Annotated in this window: 21 protein-coding genes and 1 pseudogene; 13 read left to right on the top strand and 9 right to left on the bottom strand. The window is 48.8% G+C overall.

All coding sequences use genetic code 11. The features are described from left to right. Nucleotides 1–9: 9 nt before the first annotated feature. Entirely contained in the window at nt 10–945 is a 936-nt protein-coding gene (gene lepB, locus FD744_RS00335) for a signal peptidase I (RefSeq protein WP_160866849.1), read from the bottom strand. A 223-nt stretch (nt 946–1,168) separates the two neighbouring features. Between lepB and FD744_RS00340 the strand changes: the two genes are divergently transcribed. Then, a complete protein-coding gene (locus FD744_RS00340) occupies nt 1,169–1,420 on the top strand; it encodes a hypothetical protein (protein ID WP_160866850.1) in 252 nt (83 codons plus the stop codon). A 69-nt stretch (nt 1,421–1,489) separates the two neighbouring features. On the opposite strand, the gene FD744_RS25810 is transcribed toward FD744_RS00340, so the two are convergent. Continuing rightward, on the bottom strand, nt 1,490–1,615 hold the full coding sequence (locus tag FD744_RS25810) for a hypothetical protein (RefSeq protein ID WP_255492405.1): 126 nt from the start codon (nt 1,613–1,615) through the stop codon (nt 1,490–1,492). Between the two features lie 263 nt (nt 1,616–1,878). Next, nucleotides 1,879–2,079 carry a hypothetical protein gene (locus FD744_RS00345; protein ID WP_160866851.1) on the bottom strand — a complete coding sequence of 67 codons (201 nt, stop codon included), beginning with the start codon at nt 2,077–2,079 and terminating at the stop codon, nt 1,879–1,881. Nucleotides 2,080–2,329: 250 nt separating this feature from the next. Between FD744_RS00345 and FD744_RS00350 the strand changes: the two genes are divergently transcribed. Both FD744_RS00350 and FD744_RS00355 read left to right on the top strand, forming a co-directional pair. Then, nucleotides 2,330–2,527 (top strand): hypothetical protein, encoded by a 198-nt coding sequence (locus FD744_RS00350; RefSeq protein ID WP_034822666.1) that lies wholly within the window; start codon nt 2,330–2,332, stop codon nt 2,525–2,527. Beyond that, nucleotides 2,528–3,316, top strand: a complete 789-nt coding sequence (locus FD744_RS00355) for a hypothetical protein (RefSeq protein WP_160866852.1) — start codon at nt 2,528–2,530, stop codon at nt 3,314–3,316. It begins immediately after the preceding gene. Here FD744_RS00355 and FD744_RS00360 read toward each other — a convergent pair. After that, nucleotides 3,308–5,074: a sensor domain-containing phosphodiesterase gene (locus FD744_RS00360; RefSeq protein ID WP_160866853.1), complete on the bottom strand. Its 1,767-nt coding sequence runs from the start codon at nt 5,072–5,074 to the stop codon at nt 3,308–3,310. The genes FD744_RS00355 and FD744_RS00360 overlap by 9 nt on opposite strands. Before the next feature lie 757 nt (nt 5,075–5,831). Here FD744_RS00360 and FD744_RS00365 point away from each other — a divergent pair. The 3 genes from FD744_RS00365 to msrA all read left to right on the top strand — a co-directional run bounded on the left by FD744_RS00365 (nt 5,832) and on the right by msrA (nt 7,502). Continuing rightward, nucleotides 5,832–6,077 (top strand): ParD-like family protein, encoded by a 246-nt coding sequence (locus FD744_RS00365; protein ID WP_034822655.1) that lies wholly within the window; start codon nt 5,832–5,834, stop codon nt 6,075–6,077. Next, nucleotides 6,074–6,862, top strand: coding sequence for a type I methionyl aminopeptidase (gene map, locus FD744_RS00370; protein WP_160866854.1), 789 nt, complete (start codon nt 6,074–6,076; stop codon nt 6,860–6,862). The genes FD744_RS00365 and map overlap by 4 nt, the downstream gene beginning before the upstream one ends. A 103-nt stretch (nt 6,863–6,965) precedes the next feature. Continuing rightward, nucleotides 6,966–7,502, top strand: coding sequence for a peptide-methionine (S)-S-oxide reductase MsrA (msrA, locus tag FD744_RS00375; RefSeq protein ID WP_160867177.1), 537 nt, complete (start codon nt 6,966–6,968; stop codon nt 7,500–7,502). Here msrA and FD744_RS00380 read toward each other — a convergent pair. Beyond that, nucleotides 7,499–8,404: a LysR family transcriptional regulator gene (locus tag FD744_RS00380; RefSeq protein WP_034822648.1), complete on the bottom strand. Its 906-nt coding sequence runs from the start codon at nt 8,402–8,404 to the stop codon at nt 7,499–7,501. The genes msrA and FD744_RS00380 overlap by 4 nt on opposite strands. Nucleotides 8,405–8,549: 145 nt before the next feature. Between FD744_RS00380 and FD744_RS25475 the strand changes: the two are divergent. Then, nucleotides 8,550–8,642, top strand: a pseudogene (locus tag FD744_RS25475) (hypothetical protein); the annotation flags it as partial. A 72-nt stretch (nt 8,643–8,714) separates the two neighbouring features. On the opposite strand, the gene FD744_RS00385 reads toward FD744_RS25475, so the two are convergent. Together FD744_RS00385 and FD744_RS00390 are read right to left on the bottom strand one after the other, a co-directional pair. After that, nucleotides 8,715–9,122, bottom strand: coding sequence for a hypothetical protein (locus tag FD744_RS00385; protein WP_034822646.1), 408 nt, complete (start codon nt 9,120–9,122; stop codon nt 8,715–8,717). Nucleotides 9,123–9,202: 80 nt separating this feature from the next. Further along, nucleotides 9,203–9,811 carry a LysE family translocator gene (locus tag FD744_RS00390; protein ID WP_160866855.1) on the bottom strand — a complete coding sequence of 203 codons (609 nt, stop codon included), beginning with the start codon at nt 9,809–9,811 and terminating at the stop codon, nt 9,203–9,205. Nucleotides 9,812–9,924: 113 nt separating this feature from the next. Here FD744_RS00390 and FD744_RS00395 point away from each other — a divergent pair, with 113 nt between their 5' ends. Continuing rightward, the gene (locus FD744_RS00395) at nt 9,925–10,821 is read left to right on the top strand and encodes a LysR substrate-binding domain-containing protein (protein WP_160866856.1); all 897 of its coding nucleotides are present in this window, start codon (nt 9,925–9,927) and stop codon (nt 10,819–10,821) included. Between the two features lie 29 nt (nt 10,822–10,850). On the opposite strand, the gene FD744_RS00400 is transcribed toward FD744_RS00395, so the two are convergent. Further along, nucleotides 10,851–12,416, bottom strand: coding sequence for a methyl-accepting chemotaxis protein (locus tag FD744_RS00400; protein ID WP_160866857.1), 1,566 nt, complete (start codon nt 12,414–12,416; stop codon nt 10,851–10,853). A gap of 410 nt (nt 12,417–12,826) precedes the next feature. After that, complete coding sequence (locus FD744_RS00405; RefSeq protein ID WP_160866858.1) at nt 12,827–13,333, bottom strand: ferritin-like domain-containing protein; 507 nt, start codon at nt 13,331–13,333, stop codon at nt 12,827–12,829. 453 nt (nt 13,334–13,786) lie between these two features. Between FD744_RS00405 and FD744_RS00410 the strand changes: the two genes are divergently transcribed. From FD744_RS00410 to FD744_RS00430, 5 genes are all read left to right on the top strand, one after another. Next, nucleotides 13,787–13,990: a general stress protein gene (locus tag FD744_RS00410; protein WP_034822638.1), complete on the top strand. Its 204-nt coding sequence runs from the start codon at nt 13,787–13,789 to the stop codon at nt 13,988–13,990. Nucleotides 13,991–14,540: 550 nt separating this feature from the next. Continuing rightward, nucleotides 14,541–15,116 carry a TetR/AcrR family transcriptional regulator gene (locus tag FD744_RS00415; protein WP_160866859.1) on the top strand — a complete coding sequence of 192 codons (576 nt, stop codon included), beginning with the start codon at nt 14,541–14,543 and terminating at the stop codon, nt 15,114–15,116. 686 nt (nt 15,117–15,802) lie between these two features. Next, nucleotides 15,803–16,279, top strand: coding sequence for a DUF1348 family protein (locus FD744_RS00420; protein ID WP_034822635.1), 477 nt, complete (start codon nt 15,803–15,805; stop codon nt 16,277–16,279). A gap of 211 nt (nt 16,280–16,490) precedes the next feature. Beyond that, nucleotides 16,491–16,883 (top strand): YgiW/YdeI family stress tolerance OB fold protein, encoded by a 393-nt coding sequence (locus FD744_RS00425; protein ID WP_160866860.1) that lies wholly within the window; start codon nt 16,491–16,493, stop codon nt 16,881–16,883. 2,001 nt (nt 16,884–18,884) lie between these two features. Then, nucleotides 18,885–19,217 carry an EmrE family multidrug efflux SMR transporter gene (locus FD744_RS00430; RefSeq protein ID WP_160866861.1) on the top strand — a complete coding sequence of 111 codons (333 nt, stop codon included), beginning with the start codon at nt 18,885–18,887 and terminating at the stop codon, nt 19,215–19,217. The last annotated feature ends 465 nt before the right edge of the window (nt 19,218–19,682 follow it).

A 19,682-nucleotide genomic window follows, 5' to 3' on the forward strand; every position in this document is an offset into this window, starting at 1 on the left:
CATCTTCTCTTAATGGATCCACCCGATGCGACCTGGCCTCAAGCCTGTCGGCCACTGCCCTTCCTGTTTTTCCATGCTAAATCCAATCGCCACCGCTTTGCCCACCAGATTACGCTCAGGGACAAAACCCCAATAGCGGCTGTCATAGCTGTTGTTACGATTATCACCCATCATAAAATAGCTAGCCGCCGGCACCACCCACTCTCCAGGCTGCTGACCTGGTTGATGGAAAAACGCCGATGCTGAAACAGTCAATTCAGGCTTCTGCAAAATGCGATGCGTCACCCCCGCCAGCGTTTCAGTGCCCATCAGTAAACGCTGTTCAGAAGGCTTTTCCTCGCCAATCGGTCTGGCATAAAAGCCCGGATGCATTCCGGCAGTCTCGACGAACTCGCCCGCTTTGAGCGCACTGTAATGAATGGCTAGCGCTGGTGAACAAGATTGATGGTCCTGGCAAAAAGGGAAAACAGTGAGCTGTTGTGAGGCTGGATTGAATATGACTTTGTCACCGGGCAAACCGATAACTCTTTTAATGAACAACTGCATTTCGTCCTGAGGAAACGTAAATATCGCAATATCACCACGTTTAGGGTGTCCGGTGGCAAGCAACGTTTTCTGATTGAATGGATTTCGAAGCCCGTATGAATATTTATCTGCCAGCACCCAGTCGCCGGTGAGTAGAGTTGGCATCATGGATCCAGAAGGAATGCGAAAAGGCTCCCAGCCAAAGGCCCGAACCAGTAACACGATGACCAGTAACGGAAAGAGCGATGCGGGCGTATCCAGCCAACTCGGGAGGCGCTGAGTTTTACCCTGCTGTATGAGCGAAGATTCTGCCTGGTTTTTCTCAACGGTGATGCGCGTCAAAGCCCAAAGCCTGTATGTCCAACTCAGGCCGCTAAAAACCACAGCAATGGCCAGTATAAGGGCGAAGATGTTCATCATAAGAGGGTTCCAGCGCTGCCGCGTTATTCATTCGCATCAATCATTGCGGCTCGTTAATTTGCGCCGTCAATATAAACCAAATGTTAGGTTATCGCTCTCCTATCTGTGCTTTACGGCTCGCTTAATATGATGCGAATGGTGAGGCTTGAGTTATAGGCTTTTCAATGCCATATTCTTTTCAATAATGTGGCTTGCTTAATCTACAACTTAATAGGGAGTGATAATGTCCACCGAAGAAAGAATAAAGGAACTTGAAGAAACGGTTCAGCGTTTAAAAATCGAAACTGAGGTGTTGCGTGAACTGATGATTAAACAGGTCGCGGTGAATAACATCACCTTCAAAGGGAAATATGATGAAGTCATTATTAACATGGCTAAAGAGTATGAAGAGCGCGGACTGGAAGTTGACCGTAACCGAGCCATGCATGAAGCGATACGGCAATACATTAAAGATGATGCATTATCCAATGATTGAAATGCTGTACCGCAATAATACCCTTGCAAATCAGGCAAAAGAGCCGCTTCCGCGGCTCTGAATTGAGAATCAGATCATCGGTTTTTGATCATCAGGTAAATCACGATCGTCAGTCTCATCATCCTCTTCATCGGGTAAGGGTAAATCGTCGCCAGGCAGCGGCTTAACATCATCTGGATCTGGACGTTCTGACATATATACCTCCATTCACCCTGATTGGGTATAAGTAGTTTAGTGGGGTGATGATTGATACGGTGTAGAAAATACCCGATTTTGTGAATCAAGCGTAGGATATTTTATAAATTATTTTAACCACTAGAAAAGCTTACTTTATAAACTACATGCTTCGTTTATTTCGAAATTACAGGGTAATTAATCAACAATTTCAATTGATTAAACACACTCTAAAATTAACGAGATGTTTATTCAATGTCGGGGGCGATTAATTCTCAGTGGGACTATTTATCCTGATAAGGATCCTGCTTGTGATCTTTACTATCATCGCGCGTGCGCGGAATCTCTCCATGATCTTCAGGGTTGTCTTTTGCTGGATGGTCATCCTCTTCATACGCATTGCCGACATTGGGGGCGGCTTCGGGAAGTCCCTTATGCACATCCCCTTCTTTATTACGTTGTTCATTCGTATGATGATCTTTCATAATTAACCTCATATTTAATGTCTTTCTTATTGTAGTCTAATTTTAACGACAGGAAATGAATGCTGAACGTTTAAGCCAGTCATTATTAAAACTGGTAAATTTTTCCGTTCACCTACGGTTTCGCTTACTTCAGATTTTTAGACAGATTAATCCGTAAGTTCGAAAACACGCCTATTATTCAAGTCACTAACCCAAATTCACATCGGATAGTGTGCCATACTCTCGGTACCCAAATTAATTGGAAAATAACATGTTTCACTTTGTTATCGCCCTCTTCAAGAGCCCTGAGTCATTGCTACAAGTGATGAGCCAGCAAGATATGAAAGAATCCATTCAGGAGGGTGACAGGATCATTATTGATGAAGATGGCAACGCTTCGGTTAATCCGTTAAGTCCCAAAGTTCAGCGCGATTTTGCCCATCATGTCAAAACCTTGAAGGATATCTAAATGGGAACGGCAATATTTATGGTGCTGATGGTGTGTGGCTATTGGTACACCAGCCGGGACATGTCGAGTCGCTTAAAAATAAAGCGTTCCTTTGGCTGGGATGTTTACTTTTTAATTGCCCTTTATGGTTGTATTTTTGTCTTACAGGGCGTGTTTGCCACCGGGATTGTCTGGCTGATATTACTCGCCGCTTCCGCGATCAATAATACTTTTGCACTTACCCGCCTGGTGCATGCTCGTTGGCATGTGGATTTTATGACCTGGAGCTTTCTGGGTATTCAGGCACCGGTCGTGATTATGCTCGCCTTTGCCGTGCTGTTTTGTGTGTATCGCTCAAATTGGGCTGGCAGCGCGCGATTAACCGCCAGCAGCCGCCGCGACCTCTATCAGCGGTTGTCACGTTCGAACGGTATTGAACAGATGTTGTTGCAGTGTATGGAAGAAGGTGAGTTAGCCTGGATAACGCTAAAATCCCGACGCATCTACATCGGCATGATTCATGCTGCCACCTTCGAATATGCCAGCACGGCTAATATTGTATTAATACCGATGCTCAGCGGTTATCGCGATTCACGTACGCTAAATCTCGCCGTTGAGCACAATTACAGCCGTTGGTATCATCAGCACCGGATTGATTTCATGTCGAAACCCAAAACTGCTTTAGCGTTTCGTAAAGTGATTATGGTGGAACAAATCGAGAGTCTGTCGCTATTTGATCCCGCCAGCGCCAGTGCTCTGGCAATGGGCGAAGCAGGAACCGATGAAGTCAGGACAGACGCATCACCCTAACTTCCAGCGTAACCAATTATCCAGTTCGCTTTCAGGTAATGGGCGGGAATGAAAGAACCCCTGCGCCTGATCGCAACCGAACTCTTTTAACGCTTCGAGCGTCTCAATATTTTCCACGCCTTCCGCTAACACCACATAATCCAGTTCTTTGAGCATAGCGATAATGCTGCGGGTGATGATGCGAGACGCGGTATCCGTGGCAAGTCCGCCGACAATCGAACGGTCGAGTTTGACCACATCCAGAGGCATTTTTCGCAGATAACTGATATTGCTGTAACCGGTGCCGAAATCATCCAGCGCAATACCAAAACCGCGCAATTTCAACATTTCCAGTCCCTTAATGGCCGCCGCGCTTTCGATGATGCGCTCAGTTTCCAGGCACTCAATGCCGAGCAGATTCGTCGGCAGACGTGCCTTGATCATCTTATTCTCGAGCCTGTCAGCAAAACTTTCCTGGCTAAAGTCGCGCACGCTAACGTTCACCGTGACAGGCAACTGGATACCTTGCCCGTTGAGCCGTTTCAACCGCTCAATGGTTTTATCAATGACCCATTCGGTGATCTCTTGCAGCAGCGTGGTTTGTTCCGCGAGCGGGATGAAAACTGAAGGAGAAAGTTCACCTCGGGTGGGATGGCGCCATCGGATCAGCGCTTCAAGCCCAATCGGTGAACCGCTGCTCAGACAGATTTTCGGCTGGAACACCAGATACAAGCCATGATTGTGCCGTACAGCAGTGGCCAGGTCGTTGACGAGAGTAAAGTCATCCGTACGCCGCTCATCGTTTTCCTCACTGAAGTTCATACACGGGATCCCGCGACAAATGGCTTCATGCAAGGCACTAACGGCTCGACGCAGCGCTTCCTGAGCGGAAATTTCTGACGGCGAAAAGAGGGTTTCACCGGTATGAGTCGCCAAATCGACCGATAAACCTTCGCCAATCTCGGCGCGTACGCCTTCCATGCGTCGCGCAACCCACTCGGCGCACAATGGACTTTCTTGTTGAGTTAATAGCGCAAACCGCCCGGTTGCCACGGTATAGAGCAGTTCATTTTTGCCGGGACGCAGACGTAGCGGCAGTAACGTTGCCATATCTTTGAGGAGCCCTTCGACAGGTGCCATGCCCAACGAACGCGCCAGCTCATAGGCTCGCGGCATATCGATGCAGTCGATCAACACCAGTCGATACCGCGTGTTATCACCCGCATTACGCAGGGCTTGCAGGTCTCTAATCAGTTGCTGTCGGTTAGGCAATCCTGTAACCAAATCGGTAAAACCCACAGAATGCCAGGCTTCAAGAAAGGAAATCACCAGCTGGGATAGCAACGTCATCGTCGCCAGTTTTTCAGCGCTAAAGGTATGTGGTTTGCTATCCACCACGCACAGCGTGCCTAAAACCAGCCCTTCCTGGCTCTTTAGTGGCACGCCCGCATAAAAGCGAACAAAAGGTTCACCTATAACGAAAGGATTGACGGAAAAACAGGCGTCCAGTTGGGTATCGGGCACCACCAGCGGTTGATCCCCCTCGACCACGTACTGACACAATGAATCGGCACGCAATGTTTCACCGACGTTAAAGTTGTGCGCAGCTTTGATGTATTGGAAATCATCGTCAAGGACAGAGATGAAACTGCTGGGAACATCCAGCGTTTTACTGACCAAATCAGTGAATTTGCTCAGTACATCGTCACGGCAGATATCCGGATTCCGAAGTGCCTGGAGCGTGATGCAGCCTGGCTTCAATTCGTTAGTTATGCTCATTTGCACTCGCCCATTCCATTGGCACGGATAGCAATGCTAAACTCAAAAGAATAACTTCATTATCATTAAGGAGAATATCCGCCATTTTGCGTCTATTTTGCTCATTATTAACCGGTCAATATCACCATATTATGCTCGCCATCACGGTTTGTCATGCTGAAATATCTTTACAAAAATCTTACATGAAAACTGAGTAAAGGTATCCTTCATCCCATTCAAGCGAGGCGTAAATTGATAACAAGGATTACGGCTGCCCAGAGATCTTATCAATAGCGCACGCATTAATAGGATTTAATAATTACCGCATAAAATTCAGTCTGTTGTCCGAAACTCAACAAGCACAGAAAAGCATCAAATAAGCGATGCATTACGGCATATATATTCCTGTCATATCGCTAAGTCGGTCCAGGTTTTCTCTTAATGATGCGTCTCGCTTATTAGCTTAATCTCTCAATAATGGGATTATTTTATTTTAGCTAAGGTTTCAAATCCCGAATTTTCAACACCCTGCTCTGGGGAAATCCAGAGATATTACTCTGCAACGAATATTAAGCCGCTGCGCAGGGTATTTTTTCATTAGTCTATCTTTTCCTCCACACATCACACCACCCTGTCACGCCGTAGCAGGCTTAAACGGCTAAGAAGTGGAGATGCTGTACAGGGTCACGGCAAAGTTCCCAACATTTCCCCTTCCACCTTATCCGGACGCAGCGTAACCTATATGCAAAACGACTATGTTTCATATACGGATCGCATAATGGGTATCGTAAAAATTTCTGATCTGATGCATGAGAATCTGCGTATCGCGAGCACGGCGTTAAGCCGTTCCATCAATGCGCAGGCAGAACACTGGATGAAGATTGGCATGCTGGCTGAGCTTTATCCTGACCTCAACCTTCAGGAACTGACGCGCCTGTTGATGCGTGTCGAACGTGACGGCGGCGCAGATTTAGCGCAGCTGCTTGACCAGCCTACATTAACCTCGCAGGGAATCGCGCAATGACCATCAAACTACATTCTGCTGAAGAAATCGAACTGGCACGCGCTGCCGGACACGCCGCGGCAAAAGTGCTGGAAATCATCACCCCTTACGTCAAACCCGGCGTGAGCACAGATGAACTGGACGCCATTTGCCATGACTATATTGTCAATGAACTGAAGGTTGTTCCCGCGAATATTGGTTATCACGGCTATACACGCACCACCTGTACCTCGGTAAATCACGTGGTGTGCCATGGCATTCCAGGTGAGAAGAAGCTCAAGAATGGCGATATCGTCAACATCGACGTCGGCATCATCAAAGATGGCTGGTACGGTGATACCAGCCGCATGTATTACGTGGGTGAGCCATCGGTGCGCGCTAAACGTCTGGTCGATATCACCTACGAATCGATGGTGGCGGGCATTAAAGTCGTCAAACCCGGTGCGACATTGGGTGATATCGGCGCCGCGATCCAACAGGTGGCGGAGAAAGCTGGATTTTCAGTGGTGCGTGAATATTGCGGTCACGGTGTTGGTGAGATTTATCACGACGAGCCTCAGATTCTGCACTACGGTACGCCTGGCACAGGGATTGAGCTGCAGGCAGGCATGATCTTTACCATCGAGCCAATGATCAATGCCGGCAAAGCAGGCACCAGTGTTTTATCTGATGGCTGGACGGTGGTGACAAAAGATCGCTCGCTGTCGGCGCAGTGGGAACACACTCTTGCTGTGACCGAGACCGGCTTCGATTTGCTTACGCCATGGCCTGAAGGCACAGGCGATTACGCAGCAATAGAAGGCTGAGTGCGGCTTAGCGCGCTGACAGGCATTCAGGATGCGCCAATGCAGTGGCGTTACTTTTCACCGCCGTGTAAGGTAACGTCACTTTTTTTATCCGGAACTTAGACTGATGCGTGAACAAGCCATTTTTGCCGGCGGCTGCTTTTGGTGTACTGAAGCGATTTTCCAATCCATCCATGGTGTATTGAGCGTGGAAAGTGGTTATATCGGCGGCCATGTCTCGTCACCCACTTACGATCAAGTTTACAGCGACACCACCGGTCACGCCGAAGCGGTGAAAATCGAGTTCGATCCTGATCTCGTCAGTTACGACGATTTGCTCGACATCCACTTCGCGACACATGATGCCACGCAGGAAAACATCAAAGACGGCGTGGTGCGTTCACGTTATCGTTCCGCACTGTTTCCGACCAGCGATGCACAGCGCGTTGCCGCTGAACAAGGGATAGCGCGTGCCGCTGCCGAACTCAGCAAGCCGCTGGTGACAAAGCTGGAACCGTTAGCCGAGTGGTACGCAGCCGAAGACTATCATCAAAACTTCTGGGAGAAAGAAGGACAAGAAAACGCCTTCTGCATGATGAATATCCCGGCAAAACTGCAGAAACTGCGCAATAAATTTCCGAAACAGGCATCAGACGCTTAACGCGCCATCTCATCGATAACCTGTGTGATGCGCTGAATCACCCTCTGCGCCGCCCGCGATAACTGTCGGGATGGCGCAGTACAAAGTGCCAACGTCAGCGGACGCATCACGCTGTTTTTCAGCGGCACAAAGCACAGTTGCTGCTCCTGCACTTCAGTCATCACATCCAACAAACTCAGCACGCATACGCCAGTGCCCTGAGCAACCAAACTGCGTATCAGGCGAATATCGTTGCAGGCAATAATGTTATCCGGCGCCATGCCCTGCTTGCGGTATAGCGCATCGACCCGTTCATGGACCACCAGCGAATCACCAGGAATGATATGCCGTTCCTGGCTCAATTGACTGAGCGATAGCGCATCGCACTGGCTCAATGGATGATCGGGCGCCATGACTATACCCATATCCAGTTCCGCAAACGCCAACACATCCAGTCCACTCTGTCCCGCCGGATCCAGGATTAAGCCAAAATCAATCGCAGACTGTCGAATCAATTGGCTGATGGCGTGGCTGTTGTCGACGGTAAGTTCCAGCCGCAGCCACTGATGTTCACGTGCAATATCCGCAATCGCATCAGCCACCGGTCCCTTAGTCAGCGATTGCACCAGACCCGCGCTGACGTTACCGCGCTTCAACCCCTGTATATCGTCGAAACGCTGGCACGTAACGCGAAACTCGCGCTGCCAGCGCATCACATCGTCGTACAACAACTCACCGGCGGTGGTCATCCGCAGCCCATCCGGCAAACGCTCAAACAGCGGCGTACCAAAGCTCTCTTCCGCCTGCAGGATCTGCCGGTTAATGGCGGACGCGGAGACGTGCAGTTTCTCGGCGGCTTTACGTAAGCTGCCGCTGCGAGCCACTTCTGCAAAGTAAACGGAAAAGCGAGAAAACGGACTCATGCATCACCTGTACTGTTTTTAGCAACACTTGATTGAATTCTGTCGGATGGATTTGTACAGAGCTAATTATTCACAATGTCCTGCTAAAAATGAAGTCTTTCAGTCGCCCTTGTGTGCCAATGGCAGGAACATCACCATGAATACCCGCAACGTCGAGCTGCGGGTCCAGGTAGAAGATGTGCACGCCTTCAATCTGCGGGTATTTGAAGAGGATTGCCTGATGGTGGAAACAAAAAAAACGAGCGCCAGCCGCTGAACAGTTTATCGCGCTGTGCTGCTCACGCAGTCAATCGGGTGATCGACCTGTAACTTATTTAGTGCGCCACATGCGGTACTGTCCCCAGAAGCCTACTTCTGTGGCGTACTCCTGTGGCGTGCCGTCAGCCACAATATCCAGCGACTTGCGCATCCCCAGACTCATCACTGAACAGTCATTACTGACGCGCAACTTGTGCAGACCATTTTCCAGATAAGCAGTGACAAACTGGTTTTGACGCAACATCGCGACATCCTGACCATCCACGTTCACCACGAATTTGCAGGTTCCACCGCTGGCACTACCAATAAACTGCTTGAGGCGCGTAACAGTCACCGGTGTCTGCTTCTTGCTGGCATCCGGTGTCACCATTTGCTGATTGATGATGGTATCGGCTGATCCATAAGGTCTGGCGCACCCTGCCAAAGTTAAAACTGCTAACGCTATCAATGCTTTTTTCATTACTTTCCCTTTAGTCTGCTGCTCCATGCAGCCATTCGCTATGCGTTATCGGCGTTTTGGGTGAAATCTTCAATACCACGCTATAACAACAATTGCCTCAGGTTGTAGAACGCTCCCGCCAGCGCGGTCAGCAACAACATCAGCATTGATATCCGCTCCAGGCGCTGCTGATGTGCTCCCGGCAGCCAGCGCTTTACAGTGATGATATAAAACGCCAGCACCGCAAAATCGAAGGCCATCCATACCAGCGCCAGGGTGATCAGGCTGCTGCTCAGATCGGGCGTGATGGCGATAAACTGTGGAAACAGCGCGGCAAAAAACAGAATATCTTTTGGATTAGAGATGCCCACCACAAAGCCTTTAAGCAATCCCCCCTGTGCTGCAGGCCGATGGGCGGTTGCACTTGTCGCAGCACGTAACCCTCGCCATGCAATCACGCCAATAAACAGGGAACCCAGCAACCCGGCGACTTGCAAACTCAAGGGATTGAGAGAGACCAATCCCGTCAACATCAGTGCAGCCAGCGCAATCAACACCAGTGATGCCGCGTTAGTGCCCACCACTGTGGCAAAAGCGCGGCGATAACCGTGACGCGCGGCCGTGCCCGTGATCAGCGCCACCACCGGGCCTGGCGTCATTAACAGCAATAAAATCGCCAGCATATACGCCAGCAGCAGTGAGAGGTTCATGGTAACGACCTGAAACGTATTAGAAGGTCGCCAGTATGGCTTTTCGTTTCCACATTGAAAAACGCTTTAAAATGCCGTTGAATGTGAGTTTTACTCAATATTGAGTTTACCTTATGACGCTTCCTCCACTTTATGCGTTGCGCGCCTTTGCCAGTGCGGCGCAATTGGGGTCTTTTAGCCAGGCCGCTGCGGCACTCAACGTCACCCCTGGGGCGATTAGCCGCCACATCCGCACCCTTGAAGAGTGGTTCGATTGCCAACTGTTTATCCGTAAAGGCCCCAGGGTCGAAATCAGCGCTGCCGGTAGCGTATTAGCGGCACAATTACAGGCCGGATTTGCCTCTTTAGAGCAAGCTTGCGCCGCCTTCACGCAGCATGGTCATCAACTCCGTCTCAAGGCCCCATCGACACTGACCATGCGGTGGCTGCTGGATGCACTCCAACTCTATCGCGAGCAAAACTCAACACCTGAAGTGCAGATTACCAGCGTTTGGATGGACACCGACAACGTCGATTTTGCCCGTGAACCTTTTGACTGCGCCATCTTGTTGGGCGACGGTCATTTTGGTGCAGACACTGAGTGCCATTTGCTGTTTCAGGAGTGGTTAATTCCGATTTGCGCTCCCGCACTGGAACGACAGGCACAAACGCAACTGGCAAGTTGTGAATTGATTCACCCCTCACACGATCGCCGCGACTGGCTGAGGTGGTCACAGGGGGCAGCTGATGCACCGGATATCAATCTGTGGCAAGGCAAACTGTTCGATACGCTGGAACAGGGCACGATGGCGGCGATCAGTGGACACGGCGTTTCAATTGGTGACTTGCTGCTCAGCCAGGAGGCGATCAACAACGGCTTACTGGTGCTGCCATTTAACCAGCCGGTGGCGACAGGGGACGGTTATTATCTGGTGTGGCCGAAAACCCGGCCGGAAGCGCCCAACATCAAGCTATTGCTTCAATGGTTGCTTGATCAGGTGCCCGTGTTAAATAGCAAGAATTTAGAATAATGGCGGCCTTGACGCCGCCTGTCATCTGGTTATGCGCTCTGACGCAGGGTAAACACGCTGACGCTGTTCACCATGTTTGCCGCTTGCTCGCTGAGCATGGCGGAAGCAGCCAGGGATTGCTCCACCAGCGAGGCATTTTGTTGCGTCGTGATGTCAATTTGGCTGATAGCAGTGTTGATCTGACTGATCCCATCGGCCTGTTCGGTGCTGGCCTGATTAATCTGCGACAGCACCTCCTTCATGTTCACCACGTTGTTCATCATTTCCGACATCAGTTTGTTGGCATCCGCTACCATGTCACGGCCATCGACGATGCGCGTGGAAGACTCCTCAATCAGATGGCGAATCTCATGCGATGAGGTGGCGGTTTTTTGCGCCAGCGCGCGCACTTCCTGCGCGACTACCGCAAAACCGCGACCGTGCTCCCCTGCTCGTGCCGCCTCAACAGCCGCATTGAGCGCCAGGATATTGGTCTGGAAAGCTATCGAATCAATCAGATTGATAATGTCTGCCATGCGACCAGCTGAATCATGGATCTCAGCCATTTTGGTCGACACGTTGTTCATCATGGTGGCGTTCTGCCCCACGGCGCTTTCCGCCTTTTCAGACAGATCGGCAGCAAAGTGGGTGTTATTGCGCGTGTTGCTAATGGTGGCGGTGAATTCTTCAACCGATGCTGCTGTTTGTTCAACCGAACTGGCTTGTTCTTCAGTACGCGCGGCCAAATCATGTGTACCCGACATAATTTCGCTGGCACCTCCTGAGATTTGCTCTGCGCTGATACGAATATGACTGACAATGGTCGACATTTTATCCTGCATCTGCTGAATGGCGTTTATTAACTGGCCCATTTCGTCTTTACGTTTTTCATAGAAGCTCGTACTGAGATCGCCATCAGCAACACGGCCAAGAAACGCAATAACGTTTTTTAATGGCACAGTAATGGATTGGATAATAATCCAGCCAATCAACGCAGAGAGAATAACCGCCGCAATAAATATCACCACCATTGAAATTTTAGTGGTGTGATAGGAATCCATAAAGTGTGTGTAGGAACCATTCATCTGCTGCTCTTGCAGTGCAATAAATCGCTGCACTTCACCCGTATAATCCTTTTGTTTACTCGCCAATGCTGTCAGATAATAATCCAGCGCTTTATTAGGATCCTGACTAGTGAGTTGCAAAAATTCATTACGGCCTTCTAAATAAGCTTTGCGTTTATCATCCAAAATTTTGAGATAAGCAATGGAATCGTCATCTGTTGACAGTGCATGGAGTTGACGATAAATCTCCGTAATTTGCCCGGTTGCCCCCTGAAGCTCATTCATGATGGCGCTGCGGCGCTCCGCATTGATTGGGCTGAGCAACAAAGCCTGTCGCTGAATGGTAGTGTTAATCTCATTGATTAACTGATTGCCCAACGCAATGGTTGGGTAATCATCTTTCATCATGCCGTTGACGCCGGTTTGTGCCATAAACAGCGAATTTAAACCCAGTACCGCGACCAAAAGCAGCATACCGATATTGATGAGCGAAGAAATAATGAGTTTGCTGCGCAATTTAATATTGCGTGAAAATCCTTGAACTATGTCCATTTATAAACCTCAATGATTTTTATTAGTGAGTCATGAAATCCAGGTGTTATTAAAACAAAGAAATGGAGACGCTCCGCGTTCTCATCGGCAGCATCCCTGCTGTTATCGTCAGCATGCTCACTAACCTTAATGCTTTTACTTAAATATAACTTACTCGTGCAAAACAATTCACTTCCTGTGGAATTGCGCAATTAAACAATTTGATCAGTTATATTAAATTGTTGTCTATAATGGTCACCTGAGTGATCAGTGCGCTTTACTTATTAAACTGAGTTTGTAGCGCTTGATCCTCCGTTTAGATAAACGTAGCGGCTTTTTACTGCAGTTTATGCAATTGCCGTTAACGAGCAATCATTAATAATGTTGGCTATTTTCTCTGCGGGCAGCCAGCAAGCTACCCGCAGAAAACACTACACCGCGCTTGATGCTTCACTTTCAGCCAGCGAGTCTATCGATTGATTCGCTGCGTCAGGCAAGTCCGCAAGCAGCCTGGCCGCCATTTTCCCTTCCTGTTGCAAGATCCGCTGAAAAATGTCCACGCCTTCACTGTCATCAGCCTGTCTGGCTGCGGCAATTAACGTGGTGTAAGTCGCAACTTTATAACTACAAAAGACATAGACGCTGACGGCCATCCGCGCGTCCTGCTCAACACGCAGCATATCGCTCGCTGCCTGCCCCACCACAGACAGGCGGCCTAATGCCTCTTTCAATGCCGACCAACTATCGTCATGGCATTTCAGAACCTCTTTCACCTGCAACTGCTGTGCGCGTGATTGCGCAAGATAATGCGCGATGTGACTCCCGATGGAAGAATCACTGTCGAGACGCTCCATCGCCTGTTTTAATAACGTTTCACCGTGCTTCTCCATCGCGTGTGCATCACGTAGCCAATCCAGATAAACAGATTCCCTCGTCATTCATTCACTCCTGGTTGATGTGCTTTTAATGAACTACCTTTGGGGATGGTATGCAGTTGCTTAGCAAGCTAACCGATTCAACACTGTCGCTGATGGAATTATCTGGAAATAAGCGAAGCGTTAATTAACGGAATAACAATCATCTTAATTAAACGTAGCAAGTAAGCCCTTCTGCGCAAGCCAATCGACGCAAAACTGAGAGGGAGGGTTAATATCACCACCTTGCCGCTTCGCTTATATTTACCCTCACGATACTCTTTACTCAACATCTAAAGTGCGCTAACAATCATCATTCAAGTGAGTTTCATCCGCTTATAAACAAAAATCGACTTATCCTTAAACAAACAGTCCGCAAAATAATAAAACTTAAGATTAATCCTGACTTGATTATGGTAAAAACAACGCTACATTTATTTTTGCTTTATGTTGGTACAAATATAATGAGGAGAACGCATGACGGACCCTAACAAGCATCCTGAAGAGGAAGAGAAAAAGACGCAACGTCGTGGGGGCACAGGGAACTTCGCCGAGGACAAGGAGCGTGCCGCTGAAGCAGGCCGCAAAGGCGGTCAGGTAAGTGGCGGCAATTTTAAAAACGATCCGAACCGCGCCGTTGAAGCTGGCCGGAAGGGAGGAAAGATCAGCCGCCGGAAATAATACTATCAATAATTCAACACTGGGTTACGTTCGCTAGCCTTTATCACAACACTCTCCTGACGTGCATTAGCGCTTCGCTTAAATGCGAAATTCGCTACGTCAGGAGGGTTATTCCCATCGCTAATAACAAAAAATCGATCATTTCTTGATCAATCGTGCGTCATTTGCCGCTTCGCTTATCCAGAAATTTTCCTATATATATTAATGATCAATTTAGATCCCAGAATAAATAACCAAACACGAATTAACCAACATATTTGTACACGGAGATTCAAGTTGTACACCTTAGTCAAAATTAAGGTTGGTGATGATTAACTTAATTACAAAAGTGGAGGGGCACTGACCTTCTTGTCGGTGAGGGGATGAAATAGCTATTCACTATAAAGACCTTTCCCTCCCCCTCATTCATACTGACGGGTATCTGCATAGCCTTCCGATCAACGTCTTTTCCTTCGGGTCCTTCCAGCTATCGCAAGAATCGAATGACTTTATTACAGGCTCTTTGATAAAAAGCGTTGACGTGGTAGAACGATAATTCTACTTTTAACCCATGATCAAAAAAACAACTGATACACGGGATAAAATCCTGAAAACCGCCGAAGAGCTCATCTACCAGAACGGTATCCACGCTATGGGCATGGACCTTTTGGTCAAGACCTCTGGTGTCGCCAGAAAGAGTCTTTACCGTCATTTCGCGAACAAGGAAGACGTGGCATCCGCCGCGTTAACAGAGCGCGACGAACGGTGGATGCAATGGTTCAGAACAGAGTCTGACAAAGGCAAGACCCCTCAGGAGCGTATCCTGAACATGTTCACTGTTCTGAAGAGCTGGTTCGAGTCCGACGGATTCCGGGGTTGCGCGTTTATCAACACGGCGGGAGAGGTTGGCGATCCAGAAGACCCTGTGCGCCAGATTGCAAAGATGCATAAACAGAAGTTGCTGGATTACACCCTGGAGCTTGCCAAGCAGCTGAACGTTGAGCATCCGGAGGATTTGGCTCGACAGTTACTGATCCTGCTGGAAGGCGCGATCACCATGTCATACGTCATGGGCGATGGGAGTGCTGCCGACAACGCTCAGGACATCGCGAAGCTCATGCTGGAACGAGCCTCCTCCGGGCCCTGAGGATCGCGAACGCTTTTCCCTGCATGAAGATTTAAATGCGTTTTTGAATTCGATTTACCTTCAGACAGGCGGGACCGATAAACGGTCTCGCCTTCAATCTGTGCGCATACCCGCAGCCATCATCATACACAACAGCGATGTCACCACACCGCCTGCCCGGACGTTCGCGCCGCACATGCAATCAACAGACAAAGTCATCTTCTGCAACGGGATAGTTAATTTTCTACGGATAACCCACAGCTCGATGGTGTTTCTTCTTATCGCCGTTTGAGTCTATTGGGCACTTCCCTTGCGGATTCATAATGCGACATTTTGTTCCCTTACCCTGCTCAATTCAGACCTGAAACGGGCGAATTCCAATCAATTTAAAACCAAATAAAACAATATCTTATTTCGATTTTAATGCCGAATGTTCTCTGCTCCCGGCATTCATTTCAGAAAAAATCATTGACGAGGTAGAACGATCGTTCTACCTTTAAGCCACAGACAGGACGCCGCGCGATACCAAAGGGGAATCCCGGAATCTGTTGAACGGTTTCTGATCAGAACGGTATTGATGCCACCGATGTGAGCCTTCTGGTCAAGGCATCAAAAGTAGCGAAGTGTTTGCTGGAACAGGTCCTTCACTGAGTCCTGAGTCACGAGAACGATCTTTAGACTGAAACTAAATTTACAGGAGTTTTACCATGACTGATTCACAAGTTCGTCCACCTCTCCCGCCTTTCACTCTGGAAACGGCCATCGAGAAAGTCCGTCTGGCTGAAGACGGCTGGAATAGTCGCGATGCTGCAAAAGTGGCTCTGGCTTACTCACTGGACACCAAATGGCGTAACCGCGCCGAGTTCGCCAACAATCGTGAAGAAGCGCAGAGCTTCCTCGACCGTAAATGGAAGAAAGAGCACGAATACCGCCTGATTAAGGAACTATGGGCATTTGGCGGTAACCGCATCGCCGTCCGCTACGCTTACGAATGGCACGATGACTCCGGCAATTGGTTCCGCTCCTACGGAAACGAAAACTGGGAGTTTGGCGCTGATGGCCTGATGGAGCGTCGCTTCGCCTGCATCAACGACATGCCAATCAAAGAGAGCGAGCGTAAGTACTTCTGGCCGCTGGGCCGTCGTCCGGACGATCATCCCGGCCTGTCAGATTTGGGGCTGTAAGTCATTTCGAGAAAACGCTCCCGCTTGGATTAGCGGGATATCGTCGCCAAAAACGCCGATCCTGTGTTCATTCCTTACCAGAAATTTTGAGATAAGAGTTCTTATAACCAGATGCACCACGCTCAGGTTTAGATTTATTTCACACCCGTTCCGTTTACTTTCCAGGCACTGTGCCAGGCTTACACCTGAAGACACATCAATGGAGAATGAAATGAATAAGGTCGCCTGGATTGCAGTGATGTTACCTCTGAGCGTCGGTGCATATGCCGAAACGGGAGGATATGAAGCCGGTAAAACGCCCCCACCTCAGAATAAGGAGGATGCCGGGTACAAGGGGTCGGAAGATACGGGAGAGACGCCGGTTACGCTGATCAAAGATTTTCGTCAGGGGGGCTATGTCACTCTTGAGGGCTATATCGTCAAAAAGATCAAAGGCGACACATATCAGTTCCGTGACAGCTCAGGCACGGTCAACATCGATGCTCCGGCCAGCACATTCAAAGGTAAAACGTATAGTGCAGAAGACAAGGTCCGCGTAAGCGGGAAAGTCTACGGTAAAAGCGAAAGCGCGCACCTTAAAGTTACCCGAATCGACGAACCTTAACAGACAGTTCAGGGCCTCAGCTAAAGTTTCTGCAGGGGCCGGAATGCTTTCATTTCACTACAGCTTCAATAGACAAAGGCTAAGCGTTAATTTCATCGCCTCCCGCCCTTAGCAACTTTGCGGCATCTAATGCAAACGCCTTTACCTGCAGGTCTGATGACCCCGCAGCGATGCGTTCAAGTTCAATGATGATACTCACCCTGCTAAGCGGTACTCCTTTTGCTGCCAGTTCGACTACAGCCGATCCGATGGCACATCCAATCATTCCTGCGCGATTTGAATTCATGTCGTTCATATCAAGTAAATAAAACGCCGGTTTGGTTTAAGTACAAAGTTAGTCGGAAAATATGAACTTTCAAATATACCTAACGTCATAACTTATATGGAGATTATCCCATGTAACGAATTTCGCCCGCCGATGCGGGCCTTTTTTTGCCCGATGAAGTTCAAACGGGTGAAGAATCCGACACGTTCAAAGCGCTCACTTCATGCGTCACCAGCCCCACAACGGTCACATCCTCAAGCAGCAGCCCGTCTTAAGTCAGGATATGGTTTGGATGAAACATCGTCACTACCCATTCCAGAATCCCCACCACTTTAAAGAGCACGGTGCAACCGTTACCAGCTGCATGAGTTAATCCACAATGCAGCATCGCCCTCTTAACTCGACCAATTCCCGGCTTACCGCGCAGATCAGGTCAGGCAGGAAAACTTTTACCAAACGCGTTGGTGGTAAAGGGGATTTATTCTGAGATGGACGTGGCATTTCAGTTTGACCGGGCCGGTTGCCATAAGCGCAGGAGTTTTAGATTTGAGCATTATTCAGGCCGACATAAACCAGAGGTAATCAGCAGCAATCCCTTGCCGCTTCGGTTAACTCTCTGAAATCTAGTTTATAAATCGTTAATTCATCTAACTTACTGGAAATTACTGGAATTTTATCGCTTTTGTTAACACATCCTACCACACAGTAATTAATGGTCTAAGGTATGGGGGTCAGTCGTTGACTGGCAGCACAGCACACAGGATGCGTTTCATACGAGAGAGACATTCCTTAGCCACTGCTTTTTTGCCCGCCTTGAGCGGGCTTTTTTTAGCTTACCTTTCCCCTGAAACGCGCGGTTGAAAACCAACTGCTCGTTTGAGTGGCGTTTAGCTGTGGGGCTGCCCGTCAATTTCCGTGCCCTATTAAAAACCCCTGACTTCCCTATACGGCTACGCTTTTGGTCTGTGAAGACCTGCACTACGCTTAATGAGCAAAATGCCTGTGCGGCAACGCTGGGATACATGCTGCGTGCTCAGTAGGTGAATTATCAGCACGGCAGTGTCGGTGATTTCAGCGATGACCAACTGGCCACCAGCCCGATGTCGTGTTTTGCTTGATACCGCTCGTTTACCTGAGGTGACTTATGGATGTTTCACCAGGATTCGTTGTTGTACTGAATATCGTGGCCATTGCGGTGTTGGTGATAGGTTTACCGAAATATCTGAACTGGTTTTAAAGCGCTTAGCCCGGCGCTTTGCAGGCCATTACACGACGTAAGTATCCATCGCTAAACCGCCGATGTCATTGAACGGTCGGTGATGAATAAGGGCGGGTTTTTCATCGTTTCAAATTCTCGTGGTCTGACAGACAGGAGATTGAACATGCGATACCTGATCATACCGGCCGTCACCACTTTACTGGTTCTGGTGATTGTGTTTCTGGTACAAACCCAGTGGGGACCCACGCCCTGGTGACTCGACGCATCAGAGCGGGCAAATAAAAAGAAAACTGAGTAGTCAGCACTCTGCATGAACCGGACTCACGTCTGGTTCATGCTTTTTTTTGCTGACGATGAGCCGCTAGTCACTGGATATTCGTTTAAGCCCCGAACGATCTGAAGGGATCTGCACAGTTCCATTACCGGCTTATCCACTGACTGCGTCTCTGCATGGTTTGCCGCATCGTAAATTCAGTGTGTTAGACTGATCATTTAATATTCTGTCTAAGAGAATGAAATGAATACGTATTTGTTTCTGGGAATTACCATTGTGGCCGAGGTCATTGGCACCACATTTATGAAATATTCCGAAGGGTTCACCCGCTTGTGGCCTTCCCTTGCCACTCTGATCTGCTACTTTGCTGCGTTCTATATGCTCTCACAAACGCTTGCACACATTCCCACTGGCGTTGCCTATGCAATCTGGTCCGGCGCCGGCATTGTGCTTATCAGTCTCGTCGGATGGCTCGTAAGCGGGCAGAAACTCGATCTTCCCGCGATAATAGGCATGGCGTTTATTTGTATCGGCGTGCTGATCATTAATGTCTTTTCCAAGTCCAGCGCCCACTGAACACTGGTGTAACTCGCTCATTATTATCCAGCCAACAAACTGCCGGACTGGTCAGCCTGTTCCTAACTCCAGCATTACGAATGTTTTTTCTGAACGATTTCGACACATCCCTGTCGGAATCAGCAGGGAGAATACTCTCTGTAACGAATTACGCCCGCCCAGAGCGGGTATTTTTTACCTCACACTCATAACCGATAAACATCGGGTATTTACTGTAGCCAGAACGCCTCTCGCTCCAAGCATCATGTCGGTACTTCACCCAGCAAGTTAAACGCCAGGGGCTGAGGGGGGGAATTCGTGAAGATGAAACGTGCAGGGTTTAAAGAAAAAAATCCCGCCGAAGCGGGCGTCATACTTTATGACCAACACCAGGGAAAATCGATATTTCTGAATACACCATTGCTGCACTCATTAAAATATTAGCAAAGATAAAGTTTTCCATCCACTTCCAGGCTATCCGGAATA

Origin of the sequence: Pantoea sp. Taur (assembly GCF_009830025.1) — a bacterium.
Lineage (GTDB): Bacteria > Pseudomonadota > Gammaproteobacteria > Enterobacterales > Enterobacteriaceae > Pantoea > Pantoea communis.

Bases quoted from the DNA above. Each gene is read 5' to 3' on its own strand.
- lepB (WP_160866849.1), bottom strand. From the start codon at position 945: ATGATGAACATCTTCGCCCTTATACTGGCCATTGCTGTGGTTTTTAGC.
- FD744_RS00340 (WP_160866850.1), top strand. From the start codon at position 1,169: ATGTCCACCGAAGAAAGAATAAAGGAACTTGAAGAAACGGTTCAGCGT.
- FD744_RS25810 (WP_255492405.1), bottom strand. From the start codon at position 1,615: ATGTCAGAACGTCCAGATCCAGATGATGTTAAGCCGCTGCCTGGCGAC.
- FD744_RS00345 (WP_160866851.1), bottom strand. From the start codon at position 2,079: ATGAAAGATCATCATACGAATGAACAACGTAATAAAGAAGGGGATGTG.
- FD744_RS00350 (WP_034822666.1), top strand. From the start codon at position 2,330: ATGTTTCACTTTGTTATCGCCCTCTTCAAGAGCCCTGAGTCATTGCTA.
- FD744_RS00355 (WP_160866852.1), top strand. From the start codon at position 2,528: ATGGGAACGGCAATATTTATGGTGCTGATGGTGTGTGGCTATTGGTAC.
- FD744_RS00360 (WP_160866853.1), bottom strand. From the start codon at position 5,074: ATGAGCATAACTAACGAATTGAAGCCAGGCTGCATCACGCTCCAGGCA.
- FD744_RS00365 (WP_034822655.1), top strand. From the start codon at position 5,832: ATGGGTATCGTAAAAATTTCTGATCTGATGCATGAGAATCTGCGTATC.
- map (WP_160866854.1), top strand. From the start codon at position 6,074: ATGACCATCAAACTACATTCTGCTGAAGAAATCGAACTGGCACGCGCT.
- FD744_RS00380 (WP_034822648.1), bottom strand. From the start codon at position 8,404: ATGAGTCCGTTTTCTCGCTTTTCCGTTTACTTTGCAGAAGTGGCTCGC.
- FD744_RS00385 (WP_034822646.1), bottom strand. From the start codon at position 9,122: ATGAAAAAAGCATTGATAGCGTTAGCAGTTTTAACTTTGGCAGGGTGC.
- FD744_RS00390 (WP_160866855.1), bottom strand. From the start codon at position 9,811: ATGAACCTCTCACTGCTGCTGGCGTATATGCTGGCGATTTTATTGCTG.
- FD744_RS00395 (WP_160866856.1), top strand. From the start codon at position 9,925: ATGACGCTTCCTCCACTTTATGCGTTGCGCGCCTTTGCCAGTGCGGCG.
- FD744_RS00400 (WP_160866857.1), bottom strand. From the start codon at position 12,416: ATGGACATAGTTCAAGGATTTTCACGCAATATTAAATTGCGCAGCAAA.
- FD744_RS00405 (WP_160866858.1), bottom strand. From the start codon at position 13,333: ATGACGAGGGAATCTGTTTATCTGGATTGGCTACGTGATGCACACGCG.
- FD744_RS00410 (WP_034822638.1), top strand. From the start codon at position 13,787: ATGACGGACCCTAACAAGCATCCTGAAGAGGAAGAGAAAAAGACGCAA.
- FD744_RS00415 (WP_160866859.1), top strand. From the start codon at position 14,541: ATGATCAAAAAAACAACTGATACACGGGATAAAATCCTGAAAACCGCC.
- FD744_RS00420 (WP_034822635.1), top strand. From the start codon at position 15,803: ATGACTGATTCACAAGTTCGTCCACCTCTCCCGCCTTTCACTCTGGAA.
- FD744_RS00425 (WP_160866860.1), top strand. From the start codon at position 16,491: ATGAATAAGGTCGCCTGGATTGCAGTGATGTTACCTCTGAGCGTCGGT.
- FD744_RS00430 (WP_160866861.1), top strand. From the start codon at position 18,885: ATGAATACGTATTTGTTTCTGGGAATTACCATTGTGGCCGAGGTCATT.